The 17,592-nt window shown below is 50.4% G+C and carries 14 protein-coding genes; 6 read left to right on the forward strand and 8 right to left on the reverse strand.

Annotation, left to right across the window (positions count from 1 at the left end):
- Nucleotides 1-229: 229 nt before the first annotated feature.
- Nucleotides 230-691 carry a DUF4188 domain-containing protein gene (locus LQV63_RS30155; RefSeq protein WP_019419295.1) on the reverse strand — a complete coding sequence of 154 codons (462 nt, stop codon included), beginning with the start codon at nucleotides 689-691 and terminating at the stop codon, nucleotides 230-232.
- Between the two features lie 12 nt (nucleotides 692-703).
- Complete coding sequence (locus LQV63_RS30160; protein WP_019419294.1) at nucleotides 704-1,333, reverse strand: TetR/AcrR family transcriptional regulator; 630 nt, start codon at nucleotides 1,331-1,333, stop codon at nucleotides 704-706.
- Nucleotides 1,334-1,504: 171 nt separating this feature from the next.
- On the opposite strand from LQV63_RS30160, the gene LQV63_RS30165 reads away from it, so the two are divergent.
- Nucleotides 1,505-2,320, forward strand: coding sequence for a DUF368 domain-containing protein (locus tag LQV63_RS30165; protein WP_233699484.1), 816 nt, complete (start codon nucleotides 1,505-1,507; stop codon nucleotides 2,318-2,320).
- Nucleotides 2,321-2,475: 155 nt separating this feature from the next.
- Here the strand turns inward: LQV63_RS30165 and LQV63_RS30170 are convergent, their stop codons facing one another.
- Complete coding sequence (locus LQV63_RS30170) at nucleotides 2,476-3,048, reverse strand: DUF2199 domain-containing protein (RefSeq protein ID WP_233699485.1); 573 nt, start codon at nucleotides 3,046-3,048, stop codon at nucleotides 2,476-2,478.
- A 341-nt stretch (nucleotides 3,049-3,389) separates the two neighbouring features.
- Complete coding sequence (locus tag LQV63_RS30175) at nucleotides 3,390-5,285, reverse strand: PrkA family serine protein kinase (protein WP_019419291.1); 1,896 nt, start codon at nucleotides 5,283-5,285, stop codon at nucleotides 3,390-3,392.
- A 370-nt stretch (nucleotides 5,286-5,655) separates the two neighbouring features.
- On the opposite strand from LQV63_RS30175, the gene LQV63_RS30180 reads away from it, so the two are divergent.
- Nucleotides 5,656-6,471: a DUF2161 family putative PD-(D/E)XK-type phosphodiesterase gene (locus LQV63_RS30180; RefSeq protein ID WP_233699486.1), complete on the forward strand. Its 816-nt coding sequence runs from the start codon at nucleotides 5,656-5,658 to the stop codon at nucleotides 6,469-6,471.
- Nucleotides 6,472-6,528: 57 nt separating this feature from the next.
- Here LQV63_RS30180 and LQV63_RS30185 read toward each other — a convergent pair whose 3' ends face one another.
- The gene (locus LQV63_RS30185; protein WP_233699487.1) at nucleotides 6,529-7,740 is read right to left on the reverse strand and encodes an aminotransferase-like domain-containing protein; all 1,212 of its coding nucleotides are present in this window, start codon (nucleotides 7,738-7,740) and stop codon (nucleotides 6,529-6,531) included.
- Nucleotides 7,741-7,912: 172 nt separating this feature from the next.
- Nucleotides 7,913-10,282 carry a sensor histidine kinase gene (locus tag LQV63_RS30190; RefSeq protein WP_233699488.1) on the reverse strand — a complete coding sequence of 790 codons (2,370 nt, stop codon included), beginning with the start codon at nucleotides 10,280-10,282 and terminating at the stop codon, nucleotides 7,913-7,915.
- A 218-nt stretch (nucleotides 10,283-10,500) separates the two neighbouring features.
- Between LQV63_RS30190 and LQV63_RS30195 the strand changes: the two genes are divergently transcribed.
- A complete protein-coding gene (locus tag LQV63_RS30195; RefSeq protein WP_019419287.1) occupies nucleotides 10,501-10,911 on the forward strand; it encodes a valine--tRNA ligase in 411 nt (136 codons plus the stop codon).
- A gap of 17 nt (nucleotides 10,912-10,928) precedes the next feature.
- Nucleotides 10,929-11,996, forward strand: coding sequence for a phosphodiester glycosidase family protein (locus LQV63_RS30200; protein WP_019419286.1), 1,068 nt, complete (start codon nucleotides 10,929-10,931; stop codon nucleotides 11,994-11,996).
- A gap of 506 nt (nucleotides 11,997-12,502) precedes the next feature.
- Here the strand turns inward: LQV63_RS30200 and LQV63_RS30205 are convergent.
- Both LQV63_RS30205 and trmL read right to left on the reverse strand, forming a co-directional pair.
- On the reverse strand, nucleotides 12,503-12,751 hold the full coding sequence (locus LQV63_RS30205) for an AbrB/MazE/SpoVT family DNA-binding domain-containing protein (protein WP_019419284.1): 249 nt from the start codon (nucleotides 12,749-12,751) through the stop codon (nucleotides 12,503-12,505).
- A gap of 333 nt (nucleotides 12,752-13,084) precedes the next feature.
- The gene (gene trmL / locus LQV63_RS30210; protein WP_233699489.1) at nucleotides 13,085-13,549 is read right to left on the reverse strand and encodes a tRNA (uridine(34)/cytosine(34)/5-carboxymethylaminomethyluridine(34)-2'-O)-methyltransferase TrmL; all 465 of its coding nucleotides are present in this window, start codon (nucleotides 13,547-13,549) and stop codon (nucleotides 13,085-13,087) included.
- 213 nt (nucleotides 13,550-13,762) lie between these two features.
- On the opposite strand from trmL, the gene LQV63_RS30215 reads away from it, so the two are divergent.
- Together LQV63_RS30215 and LQV63_RS30220 are read left to right on the forward strand one after the other, a co-directional pair.
- Nucleotides 13,763-14,221, forward strand: a complete 459-nt coding sequence (locus LQV63_RS30215) for a MarR family winged helix-turn-helix transcriptional regulator (RefSeq protein WP_233699490.1) — start codon at nucleotides 13,763-13,765, stop codon at nucleotides 14,219-14,221.
- On the forward strand, nucleotides 14,218-17,370 hold the full coding sequence (locus LQV63_RS30220) for an MMPL family transporter (RefSeq protein WP_233699491.1): 3,153 nt from the start codon (nucleotides 14,218-14,220) through the stop codon (nucleotides 17,368-17,370). Before LQV63_RS30215 ends, LQV63_RS30220 begins: the two co-directional genes overlap by 4 nt.
- Nucleotides 17,371-17,592: the final 222 nt, after the last annotated feature.

A 17,592-nucleotide genomic window follows, 5' to 3' on the forward strand; every position in this document is an offset into this window, starting at 1 on the left:
CCCGGGTTGTTGCCGCTGTATGTGCTAGCTACGATACCGCCAGACAGCCCAGCGCCGCTAGACGGAACCTGACTGTTTTGCCGAAATTGTTGGTATGTCATGCCATATCCTCCTTATGCTATTCACTTGGCCGAACTACGCCCGGCACTCATCGTTATTATGGATAGACAGGTAGGATGTTTATGCACATGAAATAAATAATTTCCGCCATCTCGGTTTATCCGCGCCGTTACGCGTTCATTCGTCCTCTCGCGCGATCATGCGCACCTTCCGCCGGAATTAATTCTCCTGCTTTTCCGAGTCCAGTCGGCGGCATATGGTTATACACCGCTTCATAATGTCCCGGCTCCATCCGATATGTTTCATGATATACGCCAACACTGCCGTCCTTATATGATTTATGGAACTGGCGCCACGTCTCCTTATGGAATCCTTGCTTCGCATAGCGCTCCAGATCTTCGAAGGAACGCCAATACTGAATGAGCATCGGTCCGTTACGCCCGATGTAATACTCAGCATGCAGAAATCCATGCTCCTTATCTTGGTATAATTCCTTCATCATACGCGGCATCGCTCGAAATACGGGCACCCATTTTCGAAAGGCAAACAGCCGGTTTATCCGCATTCCGATAATGAAGACGACGAACGGTCCATCCATTTGGGCCGCATAACGGCCAAGCTTCACCTTCATCCTCTCACACCCTCATTTCTTCAATATATTAAGATGTTCCTCATAACAGCGCACAATATCACGGCGTTGCATAATATGGGCCGTCAAATACGCGCCATAAAAAATCGTAAACAACATCGCCGTCATCTGCTCGACGCTGAGTTCGGTATTTGCTTGTCCATCCGCCCTCGCCTCTTCCACGATACGCTCCATCAATACATCCATCCGCGGGTCCACCGCTCTCGCCTGCCTCTTCTCTTCAGGAAATAAAAGGGAAATTTCCGCATCGCTCAACGTAGGCATGCACGGGTGCATCTTCGCTTCCGCTAGCAGTCCGATGAGCCGCAGCATCATGCCGGGTCTTCTCTGATCCTCAGTCGCAACGCTGGCGAATAAGTGCTCAGCCGTCTCCCATCCGCGCAGCCCGCGCTTCTCGATTTCGAGCCAGCGGCCCGTCAGCCAGACGCACATGTAGTAGATGAGAATATCCTCTTTCTGTGGAAAGCACTTAAAGAATGTTACCTTCGACACTTCAGCACGGGCGCAGATGTCCTCCACTTTCATGTCGCGAAATGGTTGGTGAACGATTAATTCTAGACTCGCTTCATAGAGCGCCAGCTTCGTCTTCGCTTTCTTGCGTTCTCTGAGTGAAATGTTCTCCATATTCATCTCCTTTCGCACAACTTAATCTAAATTAAGCATACTCAAGTTAATTAATTTACTCAAGTTAATTTTTAATAATAATTCGCGGATATTTGAACTTGGAGGAGAATTGATTGTACAATGGATGTGATTTCATAGAGTAGAAGAGAAAGTAGAAAAGGAGATAGAAATGTGTTTGAGTGGAAAAATATATTTCGCGGGGTGCTCATCGGCACGAGTGATCTTATTCCTGGAGTGAGCGGGGGCACCATTGCCGTCATTCTTGGATTTTACGAGAGATTAATTGCGGCTATTAGCGGATTTTTCAGCCGGGAGTGGAAGAAGCATCTTGGATTTCTCATTCCGCTAGGAATCGGGGTAGGCGCTGCGCTATTGCTTCTTAGTAAAGTGATGAAGTGGCTGCTAGCTGAACATCCACAGCCGACCTTCTTTTTCTTTCTGGGACTTATTCTTGGTATTCTTCCGTTCTTATGGAAGGAAGCGGATGGATCTCGCAATTTCAAGCCTGTCCATTACGTCATATTGCTTATAGCAGCCGCAGCGGTCGCCTGTACGGGCTTCTTCAAACCGGAAGACCATAGTCCGGTAATCGAGCTGTCGCTATCCTCCGGCATATTCCTATTCTTTGCGGGTTGGCTCGGAAGCATGGCCATGATTCTGCCAGGCATTAGCGGCTCATTCGTCCTGCTGCTCCTTGGAGCGTATCCGACGGCGATCCACGCCTTGTCTAGCTTGGATATTCCACTTATCGCGGTAATCGGAAGCGGGGTTATCGTCGGATTTATCGTGAGCAGCAAATTTATCCGCTATTTGCTGACCAGCTTTCCGGTCATTATGTACGCAATCATAATTGGGATGGTCGTCGGCTCGCTTGGCGTTGTTTATCCAGGACTGCAAGAGTCTTGGGTCTCGCTCATCGTCAGCCTGCTCACCTTGATCATCGGCTTCATCGCCGCACTGTATTTGGGTAAGCAGCAGCCGCAATAAATTATGTGCAACGTTCCCATCCAATGAACAAAGGCACCTCGTCCTATCGGCGGGGTGCCTTGTTGCATGTACGGGTGTGGTTGTCCGTGAAGCCCATATTCCACATGCGGAATATTTGATGATAGCTAAAGAAGTCATTCATGGAGTATTTCAATCTATTGCGCATCCGTATAACGATGATAGCTGACATGCAGAGGACGTAATTCCAGCCACCGTTGAAACGTAATTCCTTGCTCCTGTTCTTCATACAACGGGTGCTCCGTCTCCCCCAGACTGATTTCAGGCGTTGCCGATTTGGCATGGAACGTCACCTGCACGGGTAAAGCAAGCGTATCTGGATATCCCGGAATGGCTGACGACAGTCTCCCCTTCACCTGTTCAGGCTTGGAATGCACGTCCTTCTTCGTTCCGTGTAACACATGTTCCGGATTGATCAACACCCAGACATCCCAGCTTACCTGTCCGCGGCCATTGCGGAACGGGACCGTCAGACTTCCGTGAACGTAGTAGTATTGATCGTCCATAATACATTCTTCCGCCGTCAAGCGGCAACGTTCTTCCCGTTCCCATGGTTCGATCTCCGTCACATAGAATGGGGCCGAACAATCGGTGTAGACACTGCCTGTAGATAGTTCACCCTGCTTGCGCAGCCTGATGCGGTGCCGCCTCCGAAGCTTAGCCATTTCATGCGATTGGCTGTTCGCATATTTCTGTATTGTGGTTTCCATATCTCTCCACTCCCTCCACTATTCATTTACGCATAAAGTGGCAAAGGAGTGGTGGTTAAATTGTGAACAATTTTCAACATAATTCAACAAATTTATACACCAAAATGTCGAATGTTGTCGAAATTTAATTCGGCTTATTTTCAATCCGCTTACATACGCGGCACGCTTCTATCGTATCATGTTCCGATCGTCACTTCACCCCCATCAACGATAGGCAAAAGAGAGCAAGTCTCTGTGATCATACTGGCATTATATCAGCCGTTTCATGCCATGATTTGAGAAACGGGAGCCAAAAAATCCCCTCTGAATCGAGGGGATCATACTGCGTCATGTTTTGCTTGCTAACGGTTCAGCAGACTGCCCACATAGCGAAGCAGTTCGTTCGCGCATACCGGGCAATAACCGTGCCCCTCCATAAGGCGGGCCGACACCTCGTTAATACGCTTCAGTTGGTTCTCGTCCGGCGTCTTCGTCGATGTGGTAATCTTGACGATGTCCTTCAGATCAGCGAACAGCTTCTTCTCGACCGCTTCACGCAGCCGATCATGGCTGTTGTAATCGAATTTTCGCCCTTTGCGAGAATAGGACGATAGACGAATCAAAATTTCCTCACGGAACGCTTTCTTCGCATTTTCCGACACTCCGATTTGCTCCTCAATGGAGCGCATTAGCCTCTCGTCCGGCTCCATCTCATCGTCGGTCAGCGGGTCGCGGATCTTTTTCCAGTTGCAAAATGCCTCAATGTTGTCTAAATAGTTCTCGAACAACGTCTTCGCCGACTCCTCGAACGAATAGACGAACGCCTTCTGCACTTCCTTCTTAGCCAGATTGTCGTATTCCTTGCGCGCCACGGAAATAAAATTGAGATACCGTTCCCGCTCTTCCTTCGTAATCGAAGCGTGCTGATCCAGGCCGTCTTTCATCGCCCGCAGCACATCCAATGCATTAATGCATTGCAAATCCTGCTTAATAAGTGCACTGGAGATGCGATTGATGACATAACGCGGATCCACTCCGGACATGCCTTCCTCCGTGAACTCGCTCTGCATTTCCTTCAAATCATTCTCTTTATAACCCTCCACTTCCTCGCCATCATACATGCGCATCTTCTTGACGAGGTCCATGCCCTGCTTCTTCGTCTCCTTCAGACGGGTCAAGATAGAGAAGATGGCAGCCGCCTTGAGCGCATGCGGCGCTATATGCACATGGCTCATATCGCTCTGCCCGATAAGCTTCGAATAAATCTTTTCTTCCTCTGATACCTTCAAATTGTACGGAATCGGCATCACGATCATCCGTGATTGCAGCGCTTCATTTTTCTTATTGGAAATAAAAGCCTTATACTCGGATTCGTTCGTATGCGCAATGATCATTTCATCCGCCGAGATTAACGCGAACCGCCCTGCCTTGAAGTTCCCCTCTTGCGTTAGTGAGAGCAAATTCCACAGAAACTTCTCGTCACACTTCAACATTTCTTGAAATTCCATCAAGCCCCGGTTCGCCTTGTTCAACTCTCCGTCGAAGCGGTATGCGCGCGGATCGGATTCCGATCCGAATTCCGTAATCGTGGAGAAATCGATGCTGCCCGTCAAATCAGCAATATCTTGCGACTTCGGATCAGATGGGCTAAATGTGCCGACACCGATGCGGTTCTCCTCAGATACCAGCACCCGCTCCACTTCCACGCTCTCAATATCGCCATTGAATTCGGTTTTGAGCCGCATCTGGCAGGATGGGCATAGGTTGCCCTCGATACGAACGCCAAGCTCCTTCTCTACATCCGCTCTTAGCTCATGCGGGATCAGATGTAGAGCCTCTTCATGCATCGGGCATCCCTTAATCGCGTAGACAGCGCCACGTTCGGTGCGCGAGAACTGCTCGAGACCCCGCTTTAATATCGTGACAAGCGTTGATTTCCCGCCGCTTACCGGACCCATTAAGAGTAGAATCCGCTTGCGCACATCCAATCGTTTCGCAGCAGAATGAAAGTATTCTTCCACTAATTTTTCAATCGCACGATCCAGACCGAAGATTTCTTTTTCAAAAAATTTATATCGTTTATGCCCGTCGACTTCCTCCACACCGTATGAGGCAATCATCTCATACACGCGTGCATGAGCCGTCATCGCTGGTGCGGGATCGTGACGAAGCAACTCGACGTATTCTTTAAATGATCCGGTCCAGGCCAATCGTTCGCTCTCGGCTCGGTGCTCAGCAATCCGTTTGAATATGTCCATCCCTCTAAACCTCCAATGCTCCCGATTTGCAACACAGCCCTCCATCGCCGCCACATCTTTCTGTCTGTTCTTGGGGTTAGTGACCTTTTTGAACACTCACTTCTTAAATGGTCTCTCTATGTTGTATGCATTCACCTTCGCAACCAACTAGGCTTTTGTCTTATTTAAGCCAACAACAGATAAAAAAATAGTGTATTACATACCTATGCGGACCGAGCTCTTTAATATCACGAATTTTTGGAGCTGGGCACAGAGAAAGGCGGACTGTGCTCATGCCGTGTTATAATGGTTCCGCAGACAGCAATCGCACGGGAATTTCATCGGTTGAAAATGATGGTTGAAGAGTGAGTGGGCAAGGGGGAATTGGTCGATGGTGTCCTTACATGGGCTTCAGGGAGAAATGATGCGCGAGCAGAATACATCCGCTCCGATGGAAGAACAGGAAACCGAGCGCAAGAAGAGCAACCGCAAAGAGTCGGAGCTGTATGCGCCGCTCAAAGCTTATTTTGAGGCGCAAGGGTACGAGGTGCGGAGCGAGGTGCGTCATTGCGATATCGTTGCATTGAGGCCAGACGCCGCAGATGAGGAGCCCGTCATCGTAGAATTGAAATCTTCCTTCAATCTTACGCTTGTGCTGCAGGGGTTAGAGCGGTTGAAGCTGTCCTCACAGGTATATGTAGCGGTGGAGAAAAAGAAAGTGACAGGCAAGAGCCATCCCGTCAGCGCGCTGCGGCAGCTGTGCCGCAAGCTCGGTCTCGGGCTCATCATGGTCACGTTCTATAAACGAAAGCCGCCGTTCGTGGAGCTCATGTGCGAGCCAGGCAACGATGACGGCATCTATATGGCTACGAAGCCGATCAAGACGCGTGCCGCCAAGCTTGTACGGGAATTTTCCGCGCGCAGCGGGGATTACAACGTCGGCGGAATTACGAAGCAGCCGCTCGTGACGGCTTATCGGGAGAAGGCGCTCCGCGTAGGCGCCGCACTGCGGGATGGCGCCATGAAGGCATCCATCGTTCGCGACCGCACTGGGGTCGGTGAGGCGGCTGCCATCTTGCAGCGCAATTATTACGGCTGGTTCGTCAGGGTCAACCACGGCGTGTACGCCTTAACCCCTGATGGGCAAGAAGCATTGACACGTTATGCTCACATTATAGCGAGGCTACCTGGCTTGTCACCATGTTAGACAGGTGCCAGTGCAAGCGTACGGTACGATACGTCCGCTTGCACATAGTCATACGCATTATACGCCTGAGTAACGGCCGAAAAATTCAGATACCGCTTCAGTCAGCCGCTCCATCCCGGTACGGATAGTCTCGGGCTGGGCGAATGAGAAGTTCAGGCGCATCGTGTTGCGCTTCGGCTCTCCAGCATAGAAGGATGTGCCCGGTACGAAGGCAACGCCCTTCTCCACCGCACATTTCAGTAAGGTCTGCGCATCCAAGCCCTCCGGCAGCTCAACCCAGAAGAACATGCCGCCCTGCGGCGTATTCCATTTCGTATCACGCCACATGTCTTTTTGCAATTCTGTCGCCATCGTCTCCATCCGCTCTTTGTAGACCGCCGAGAGCTTGTGAATATGGTCGTCTAGGTTGAACACTTCCGGCAGCAGCATCTCGCTTAAGATAAGCTGATCCAGAACACTGGAATGGAGGTCTGAAGACTGCTTCGCACGCGCTATCATACGGATGATCCGTTCGTCGGCGACAATCCAACCGGTACGCAGTCCCGGTGCGACCGTCTTACTGAATGTGCTCGTATAAGCGACGATTCTATCATCCGTCCGTCCTTCCAGCGCCGCGATATTCGGCACGCGATCGGAAGTAAAGCGCAGGTCTCCATACGGATCGTCTTCGAGAATTAACACTTCGTGTTCGCGGCACAAGCGGAGCAGCGCTTCTCTCCGTTCCAAGCTCCAGACGCGGCCGGTCGGATTGCCGAAGGTCGGCACGACGTAGACGAATTTCGGTTGATGCTGCTTCAGCTTGGCCGCCAAGTCCTCAGGCACCATGCCGTTATCATCGCTTTCCACTGGAATGACGCGTGCATTGTACATTCCAAGCACCTGCAGACAAGCAAGGTATGTCGGATTCTCTACGAGTACGACATCCCCTGGATCAAGCATTGCTCTGGTGAATAAGTCTATCGCCTGCTGCGATCCCGAAGTGATCAGCAATTCATCCGCTTCAGCCTGAATGTTGCGTTGGCTTCCCAAGCGGACGGCCAGACGCTCCCGCAGGCTCAACGTCCCTTCCGTCAAGCCGTATTGCAGCGCTTGCGGACCTTGGCGGAATACCCGCTCCGAAGCATTCCGAATCGCATCTACAGGGAACCATTCTTCAGCTGGAAGCCCTCCGGCAAAGGATATGATTGACTTTCCTTGAGTTAATTTCAAAATATCGCGTACAGCCGAGCTTTCAACCGATTGAATGCGCTTTGAAAATGAGTATTGCACCGTCTATCGCCCCTTCCTATTTCAAAAATCATACACCCATCGCATTTTTTATGCAACGGGTTAAATGGATGACGCTCCCAGTTCATTCTTGCATATAAAGGAACTAGAGCCAACAAGCTCGGAAGTATCATTAGCAACAACCGACGCCATCGTTAACGGATACTTCCGCCGCTTACGTATGTACGGGTACCTCCACTGAGTTGGGCAGTACCGTCACATCTGAGAACGGAATCCGAATTTCCCCACTGGCGCCTTCTCCTGGCGCCGCATTCCAGTCCATCGTTCCCTTCAGCATGAACACGCGTGCCCGCAGCTGCTTCAAGCCTCGAACTTTCTCCTCGCTGCTGAACACGACATCCGGATCGAACCCGACGCCATCATCTTGATAACAGACGACCACTTGATCGTCCGAAGCTGCAAGCGACAGATGAACGTGCGCTGCAAACGCGTGTTTCCGCGCATTCATCAGCAATTCCTGTACGATTCGGAATAGATGCAGCTTGAACGAAGGGAGCTGCGCATCGACCATCACTTGATTGTCTACATCGAAATGGATGCGGTCCTTCAATTCTTGGAACTCCAGCTCAATATACTGTCGAATGGCATTGCTCAACCCTGCCGTTAATATTAGCTTCGGCTGCAATGACAGGCAAAGATGACGCAGCTTCATGTTGACCTCATCCAAGCGATGCCCGACTTGCCGAAGTGATGCAGACTCATCAGGGCCAACGGATCGATACATCGCCTCCAACTCAAGGCTTGCTTCATGCAGCGGCTGCATAACAGTGCACTGCAGCGATTTGGCCAGCTTCGTCCAGCCCTGCTCCTGTGATTCGAACAATGTGTGGACCATCCACGTGCCGGGAGCTTTGGAAGACAACGCCTCATGATTGGCATGCAGCTTTAATCGCTGATTCTGCTCCTTCAGCTTCTGAATCGTCATTACTTTTTTCATACCGATATTCATATAGCTGATGACCTGCCGCACCCATTCTTTTTCTTCCATATTTAATTCGTCCCCGTTCTGTTTCTTCGTTAGCATCAGATGGGCCGCGTAGGCGTCATGCCGCTCCACTTCGAACCAAGAGGACGTCTCCGATTGCAACTTGCCTGAACGCACCTTCCTCTCTATTTCTTGAACGTCCAGTTCCCCTTCCGCATACAACTCGATATCGTTATGCGGGTTTTTAATGATGATTGCCGCACCTTTCACCTGCAAGGTCTGAATCATCGCGCACAGAATCGCTTGACTCCAAGCTTCCATCGTATCGAGTGCATTCAACTGCTGCGTAATCCGCTGGAGCGATTGCTTCAGCATAACGTTGTCCGGATATATCGCCGTAATTAATTTCCGATGAAAGAACGGGTAGGAATATAGCAGCATGGCCAGAATAATTACGATAAAGCCGAAGCTGAACAGGTGATGTATGAAAGTATGACGCTCGACAAAAATCACTGCGTTCAAGCCGACGATAAGCGCACCCGGCACCATCGCAATCAGGACGACGGACACCATTCGTTTTAAAATCATCTCAATGTCTGACAACTGTTTAAACTGGTTCAAATAAACGAAACACAATGGAAGTGTGAGCGCGAACCAGCTTGTCAGCAAAGATGGTATCAACATTTCAAAGCCCAACATCATCGGTAAATAAGACAAAAAGAGAAGCGGCGCAAATGCAATGCAAATCCAGATCCACATGTAACGGATAACCGAGCATAATTGCGGCGATTGCCGTTTGTGCCGATATGACATGAACGCAAACCAGCACAGGTTCGACCCGAGGCCGGCACTGAACAGGAGCTCTTTCAAAGCGTTGTCAACAACATAGAAGGAGTAGAAGTCACCTGGAAGAAAATAAATGAATTTCACCGCAAACTGAAGCAGTGCCAAGCTGTATAGGATCTGAAGCCATCGTTTGGAGCAGATGATGCCCGCTTTCTCTTGAAAAAATTGCAGCAAGTAATGATATAGCACGATCGGAAACAGGACCACAACGCTCGATATTGTGATTTGCCCCCAAATATCACCGCGCAGCGCAGCCCCGATACTCATGTATACCGTACCCATAATGACAAAGAGTATAGATAGCATGTTCATTGTCTTCGTCGAAGAATCCCTCCACCATACCAGCCCCGCTAGCAGCAGCAGTACAATCTCACTGGCCAATGGAATAATGTCCGTGTACGGATGGCGCGGTTCATGTCCCACATTAATGAGCTTGATCTCGCCCAGTTGATCGACTTCAATATAATCGGCTTGCTCGATTATGTGCCAACTACGGACTGTCGGATAATCCTCTGGTGGTATGCCGTTAATGCTACGAATGGTATCGCCTATCTGCATCGTATGTTTGATGTAAATATTCTCGTTATCAAACCCGGCAATCCTCCACTGCCCTTGCTGAACCTCCAGCTTGATTCCCAGGTGCGGATACAAGAACGTTACGTGGATAAACCAACATTGTAGAACAACAAGCGCGACCAAGCCTATTTTAGTAATCGTTTTCGAATGATATGCAAGTCTATCTTTCTTTCCCAAGTTGTCACCCCTGACTAGACCAAAAGACGAGCTTAACCGACATATTTCTACAAATATATACCGATTGTATCGAACCCCAACTATAACATCAATGACTTTTTTGTATGAATTTTGCATCTTTCTTGCGAAAAATGCTAGAATACATGCTAGAATGATATAATATTTATTTTGAAATTGTATTATTCAGATTCCATCGACTTCATTCGAGGTGATTAGACATGCAGCCATCAGTAAATACGGACAGCGACACCTCACGTCGCACCCGGACGAAGACGAGCGGAGCAAGCGCCAAATGGTTTCTTCTGTTCTGGGTAGTCATGATAGCGATTGGCGTAACGGCTACGTACTTTTATAGCAACCACATGAAGACAACCATGCTTCAGGATCTGCAGAAGCAGACCGATGCCCAGTTGCAACAAGTTAAGTTATCGTATGAGAAGCAACTAAACGAGTTGAACAAGAAGTTGGACGCGATGCAAAGCAAAGTCGAATCGTTCAATGAATTGCTCACGTTTACGAAAGATAACGCATCGAACAAGACCGATAACAGCAACAAGCTGTATACGCAATTGAACGAAGTGAAAAAACAGTTAAGCGTGCTGCAGAAAAAAATGGAGTTGCTTAAGTAATAAGTGAGGCGGATAAGATGAAGCTGCAAGTAAAACAAGTCAATCGGCTGTTCATGCTGATGACCGCCCCTTTTCTGGGCATGATGATATGGATGCTCTCCTCCTCTTTGACCGCTTCGCTGGATTTGGAATGGAAGCCGCTGGAGGAACCAGCCGCATGGAACGAGAAGCAGGCCAAGCTCGTGGGCGGCTTGGATCAGGCCAGCAAGACAGCGGAATTTACGATAGAATCTGTTCGCCGCACGGCAACGCTCTATCAACGCACAACGTCGACGATGAACGATCTGGTCAAGACGGCAAGCGCTCAAGCGAAGCGTCCAGAGCAAATATATGATCGGCGCATCACCTCCCGGTTAGGAACACCGAAGGAGCGCGTCAACAGCGACAAGCTGCATGCCGAATTGTTCGCGATCAATCAGCCAACCTATCGCGGATACGCAATGAAGATCAAGCTTAAGGATCCGAAGGCGATGCGTTTGACGCTTGGATACGATAAATATGGCGGCTCCGAGACGACGATGCATGCCGTTACCCGCTATGGGGCAGTTGCTGGCATTAATGCAGGCGGCTTTGCCGACGGAGGCGGCAAACGTTATCCGTTGGGAACGACTGTTATGAACGGCAAATATGTGAGCTCGTTCGAACCGACCTTCAAAGATTTGGCTTTTGTCGGATTGGATAGTGTCGGACGGCTTATCGGCGGCAAGTTCTCGGATCAGTCAGAATTGGATTCCTTGGATCCGCAATCCGGAGCGACCTTCGTTCCCGCTCTGCTGAAGAACGGAGCGAAATTGACCATTCCAGAGAAATGGCGGACTTCACCACTCCGTGCTCCGCGCACCGTCATCGGGAACTATAAGGATGACCAATTGCTCATCCTCGTGACCGACGGCTATAACGAGAACGGAAGCTCAGGCGCAACGCTCGAAGAACTTCAGAAGAAGCTGTCTAACCTAGGCGTCATTGACGCCTACAACTTAGACGGGGGCGGCTCCTCTACTCTGGTCTTTAACGGAAGGGTCGTCAATAGTCCGTCAGATGGCGAACTTCGTCCGCTGCCGACACACTTTTTATTCTTCAAATAGAACAAAACAAATAAGTATAACATGTGATGCGCTTACATACCGTGCCAAAATTCACACCTTTTCCATTTTCTTTTTGGCATGTCTTGGTTATAATAGTAACAGTTACTGGAGGTGTGCGTATCATGTCCGTTACTTTTTGGATTATCATGCTCGTTTTCGTACTGTTCTTGACCGCCATCTTCACGGCAGGTTACAACGATGACAAAACAAATGGTTTGTAAGACGAAGAAACTTCCCTGCTTGGGAAGTTTTTTTGTTGTGCGCATAGGACCGCAGACTGATACGGGAACTGGAAATCAGCACGAGGACGACCATGCCTGACAGCTGCTGCATAAGCTCGATCATGATGGATAGACGGTGTGACAGAAGCTAGCATTTATTGTCCGGAGGTCGAAAATAGACTGCGTTGGCACCGCCTATGTCTTCTAGCTGACGAAGTAAACGCATGTGTATCCGATAACAAAAAAAGAGGAGCACCACCGAATGAGGATGCTCCCTACTCTTTTTTACCGTGCTAAGTACATCATTTCATTCATGCATTGCGAACATATGTAGCGCTCTTTAAATTCGGACACACCATCCATTGAGCCGCAAAACACGCATTTAGGACGATAGCGTTCTAAAATAATATGATCGCCTTGCACTAAAATTTCGACTGGATCCCCCTCGTTCATCTGGTAACGCTTCCTCAGTGATTTAGGTAAAACAATGCGTCCCAATTGGTCAACTTTACGGACTACACCGGCAGGTTTCATCAGTTCCACCTCTCTTGTATTTCTATTCTCATGCTTACCCTTGAAAACTCTGCCACTACTACTTCTATGTACCTAGCAAAAATCCTGCTGAAATTTGTCAATTCGTTTCGTTTTTTATTATTTTTTGTAATTACGTATTAAGTAGCAAAAAAGGGCAGTGGCATCGAGTCCGAACATCATTTACTTGTTTTATCGAATATAGTATAAAATACCTAATCCTGCAAGCTGCATAGTAAAATAATCCGATAGCTTAGTGCGACCTTCATCGCAGGCCGACGTCCTTCCGCATGGGTTGAAAGATATCGTCATACGGAAGGACAAGGTCCCGCTGATTTACTGTAGATTAGGATAATTAAGCTGCCGCAGCGCTTCGTATACGATAATCGCCGCCGAATTGGATAGATTGAGCGACCGCACTTTATCCGTCATCGGCATGCGCATGCACGTATCACGGTTCGCCTCGATAATTTCCGGGGGCAGCCCCTTCGTTTCTTTGCCGAACACGAAGAAATCGCCGTCACGGAACTGAAAGTCACTGTACCGTTTGTCTGCCTTCGTCGTGGCATAAAAAAAACGCGCATCCGCGTATTTGTCCCTCAACTCTTGGAACGAGTCATGGTAATCGATCGTTACCGCGTACCAATAATCAAGACCGGCCCGTTTCAACGTGGCATCGTCCGTACGGAAGCCGAGCGGCCGGACCAAGTGCAGATGCGTTCCCGTTGCAGCGCACGTACGCGCGATATTTCCCGTGTTGGCTGGAATTTCCGGTTCCACGAGCACAATATGAAGAGCCATCTCCTGTTCACCTCACATTCTTCCTCATTATTATACACCATATGACAATGATCGCGTCTTTTTATCTTTACAGGAAGTCCGCTTTTGATCACGAAGCTTCCCAAGAGGAAAATCAACATCCGTCTGGATCGATTTGACAAAGGAGTTTGGCTCATTTTATGATAGTTCTATCATTGAATAGTTCGATTAGTGAACTATTTGGACAAAGAGGGGATGAGGAGCGTGAACCGGGATCCGAAGTCATTAATCAATCGATACATTAACGCCGAATTTACCGTCATGAAGCATTTGTTTAACGAGATTGGCGAGGCCATTCCAGAGCAATTAACGCCAGAGCAATTTCAAATTCTGTGCGTGATTCACCAACGCGGCAGTTGCACCTCCACCGATCTCGCCGACATTTTCAAGGTCGTGAAAAGCTCCATTACCGCCATCGTCACGCGCCTCGTGGACCGGGGCTTCATCGCGCGCACACGCGACGAGGAGGACCGGCGTCTCGTCGTGCTCTCCTTGACGGAGCTCGGGCGCAGCATCTACGAGCAGGCGGATCAAAAGGTGCAGGATATCGTGGCCTCCTACCTCGTTCATTTTGACGAGACGGAAGTAGAGACGTTCATCGGTACTTACGAGAAGTTGGCTCGCTTGATGTCGGAGGGGAGGTCGCGGGCATGAGAACGATATTAAAGGCAAGATGGGCCGTCATCTCGATCTGGATCGCAGCAGCCGTCGTCTTGTTCATCGCAGCCCCTTCCCTAAGCGAGCTCGTCAAAGAAAAAGGCACGATCGCCGTTCCAGACAAATACCCATCAGCTCAGGCGCAGCACATACTCAATGAAGTATCTGCCGCCAACGGCAATGCGCATGAATCGCAGATCGCGCTCGTCTTTCATAATCCAAGCGGACTGACCGATAAGAATACGCAAGAGATTAAGCAAGCGATTCAAGATCTGACTCGTCGTAAAGACACGCTTCATATCGTCTCTATGCTTGATCCGTATGCACAGCCGGAGCTGACAGATAAGCTCATCTCGAAGGACGGCCAGACCGTGCTGACCTCGCTCAACGTCAACACGGAGAAGCTGAACGCCGTGGACATTGGCGAGCAGATCTCGAACGAGTTGAAATCGATCTCCGTCGAGCATTACATGACAGGCCGGCACATGATCGACCACGATCAGATCGTCAGCTCGCAGGCAGGGCTGAAGAAGTCAGAAATCATTACCGTCATCTTTATTTTATTGATCTTGTTCGTCGTCTTCCGTTCGTTCGTCGCGGCTTTCATTCCGCTCTTGACGGTCGGGCTAAGCTACATTATCTCGCAATCGATCGTCGCCTTTTTGGTGGATGGCGTGGATTTTCCAATCTCGACGTTTACGCAAATCTTTATGGTGGCCGTCTTATTCGGAATCGGGACGGACTACTGCATTCTTCTGATTAGCCGGTACAAAGAAGAGCTGGCCCATCACGACGACCCGTGGGACGCGATAGTGACGACCTACCGCACAGCCGGTAAGACCGTCTTGTTCTCGGGTATCGCCGTCCTCGTCGGCTTCTCGGTCATCGGGCTGTCACAGTTCATTCTGTACCGCTCCGCTGTCGCCGTCGCCATCGGTATCGCCGTCATGCTGCTCGCGCTCTTAACCGTCGTACCATTCTTCATGGCGGTGCTCGGCAAGAAGCTGTTCTGGCCGGCCAAGAAGTCGATTGAGCATAAAGAAAGCCGCCTCTGGGGTGCGGTCGGTTCATTCTCCGTCCGCCGCCCGCTGGCCGCCTTCTTAATTGTGGCTGCTGTAATCGCTCCTTTCCTTTTTACGTATAGCGGCGATGTCTCGTTCAACAGCCTCGAGGAAATTGGCGATAGCTATGAATCTGTTAAGGCGTATAACATCATCTCGAACAGCTTCGATCCGGGCGAATCGATGCCTACCCAAGTCGTCATCCGAAGCGAGAGTCCGTTGAAGGATGCGGAATATATGGGCCTCGCCGAGAAGATTAGCCGTGAAATTCTCAAGGTGGATGGCGTGTCCAGCGTACGCAGCTTGAGCCGTCCAGCAGGAGATGAAATCGAAAACTTCCATGTTGCCGAACAGGTAAAGTCGCTGGAGAGCGGCTTGACCGAGGGCAGCAAAGGGCTGCAGGATATACACAGCGGACTGTCTCAAGCGAGCAGCGAGTTGAGCAAGAACGAGCCCAAGCTGAAGGAAGCGGCTGCCAGCACCGGGCAGTTAAGCGAAGGAACCGCCCAGCTGAAGAGCGGCATTACGCAGTTGGGCAGCGGTCTTGGCCAGATTGAGCAAGGCATCAAGGACGGCTCGCTGGGGGCCGGCCAATTGAAAGCCGGATTGAAGCAGGCGAAGGATAGCGCGCAGCAATTGGCGCAAGCACATAAGCAGCTGCTGGCTACCTACCAGCAGATCGGCGGCGGTCTGGGCGAACTGGAATCCGGACTGGGCCAGATGAAGCAGCAAGTGGGCGGCATCGCGCAAGCGCTGCAGTCATTGAACACCCGCTTCGCCGGCTTGGAAGGCCGTTATCCAGAGCTCCTTCAGGATGAGGATTACTTAGCTATCCGCAGTACGGTGATAGAGACAGGTCAAGGATCAGGCCAATTATCCGCCGCCCTGGGCGGGGTAGAGACACAGCTCGCGCAGGTCAACGCCGGAATGAAGCAGGCGAACCAAGGCTACGAGCAAGCCGCAGCCGGCCAATCTGCACTGGCTAACGGTTTCGATGAGTTGATCGTCGGCATCGGCCAACTGGAGACTGGTCTGCAGCAAGCGGCCAACGGTCAAGGCCAGATTATTCGCAAGGTGCCGGCTATCATTAACGGGCTTGACCAACTGCAGCAGGGGCAGAAGCAAATTAGCAGCGGCTTCGCGCAGCTGAACGACCAGATCGGCCAGCTTACGGACGGCCTCACGCAGAGCGCTGACGGCTTGTCGCAAATATCCGGCGGCTTGAAATCTGCCAACGATTACTTGAATCAAGTCGGCTCGTCGTCCGACAAGGAGCTGGGCGGCTGGTTCGTACCGGACGAAGTGTTGACGAACGAAGCGTTCCGTCAAGCACTCGACCTGTACCTGTCGGAAGACCGCCGCGTCATGACGCTGGATGTCGTATTCGCCGACAACCCGTACGGCACCCCTGCCATCGATCGGGTCTCTCAGGTGGACACGGCCGTCGAACGGGCCGTCAAGGGCACTGTGCTTCAGCAGGCTGACATTGCCATGGGCGGTGTGTCCAGCACCTTCGCTGACTTGAAGCAGATGTCCGGTGAAGATTACACACGGACGGTCGTCTATATGCTAATCGGCATTCTGCTCATACTCATCATTCTGTTCCGTTCCATTGTTATGCCGCTGTATATCATTGCATCGCTCTTGCTGACGTTCTTCACGTCAATGAGCGTGACGGAGCTAGTATTCGTCGATATACTGGGCTATTCCGGCGTCACTTGGGCGACTCCGTTCTTCGGCTTCGTTATGCTGATGGCGCTCGGGGTCGACTACAGCATCTTCTTGATGGAACGGTTCAACGAGAACAAGCATCTCGACGTGCATGACGCTATTTTGTTCGCGATGCGGAACATGGGAACGGTCATTATCTCTGCCGTCATCATTCTTGGCGGCACGTTCGCCTCGTTTTACCCGTCAGGCGTGCTGTCGATGATGCAGATCGCTACCGTCGTGCTGTCGGGTCTTCTACTGTACACGTTTCTGCTGCTCCCATTCTTCGTGCCGGTCATGGTCAAAACATTTGGCTCTGCCAACTGGTGGCCGTTCGGCGTAAAGCGTGAAGCGGAGCAGAAAATGATAGCTTAAGCGCATAGCTCATATTGGCATAACGTTGTAGACATCATGCCCAAGTATAATGATATTCTAAGCAAGCCTGTTGGGAAACGCCCAGCAGGCTCTTTTGTTCAAATATCCGAAAGGCCGCGGTTTCTAGACGCCACATTCCTTTCAATGCTGCGAGCGCCATACACGTCGTTACAGAAATTAGCTAAGAAAGCCCTTGCCTTTAGGCTTGGGATGAATTGGCTT

It is taken from the genome of Paenibacillus profundus (assembly GCF_021369635.1).
GTDB lineage: Bacteria > Bacillota > Bacilli > Paenibacillales > Paenibacillaceae > Paenibacillus_B > Paenibacillus_B profundus.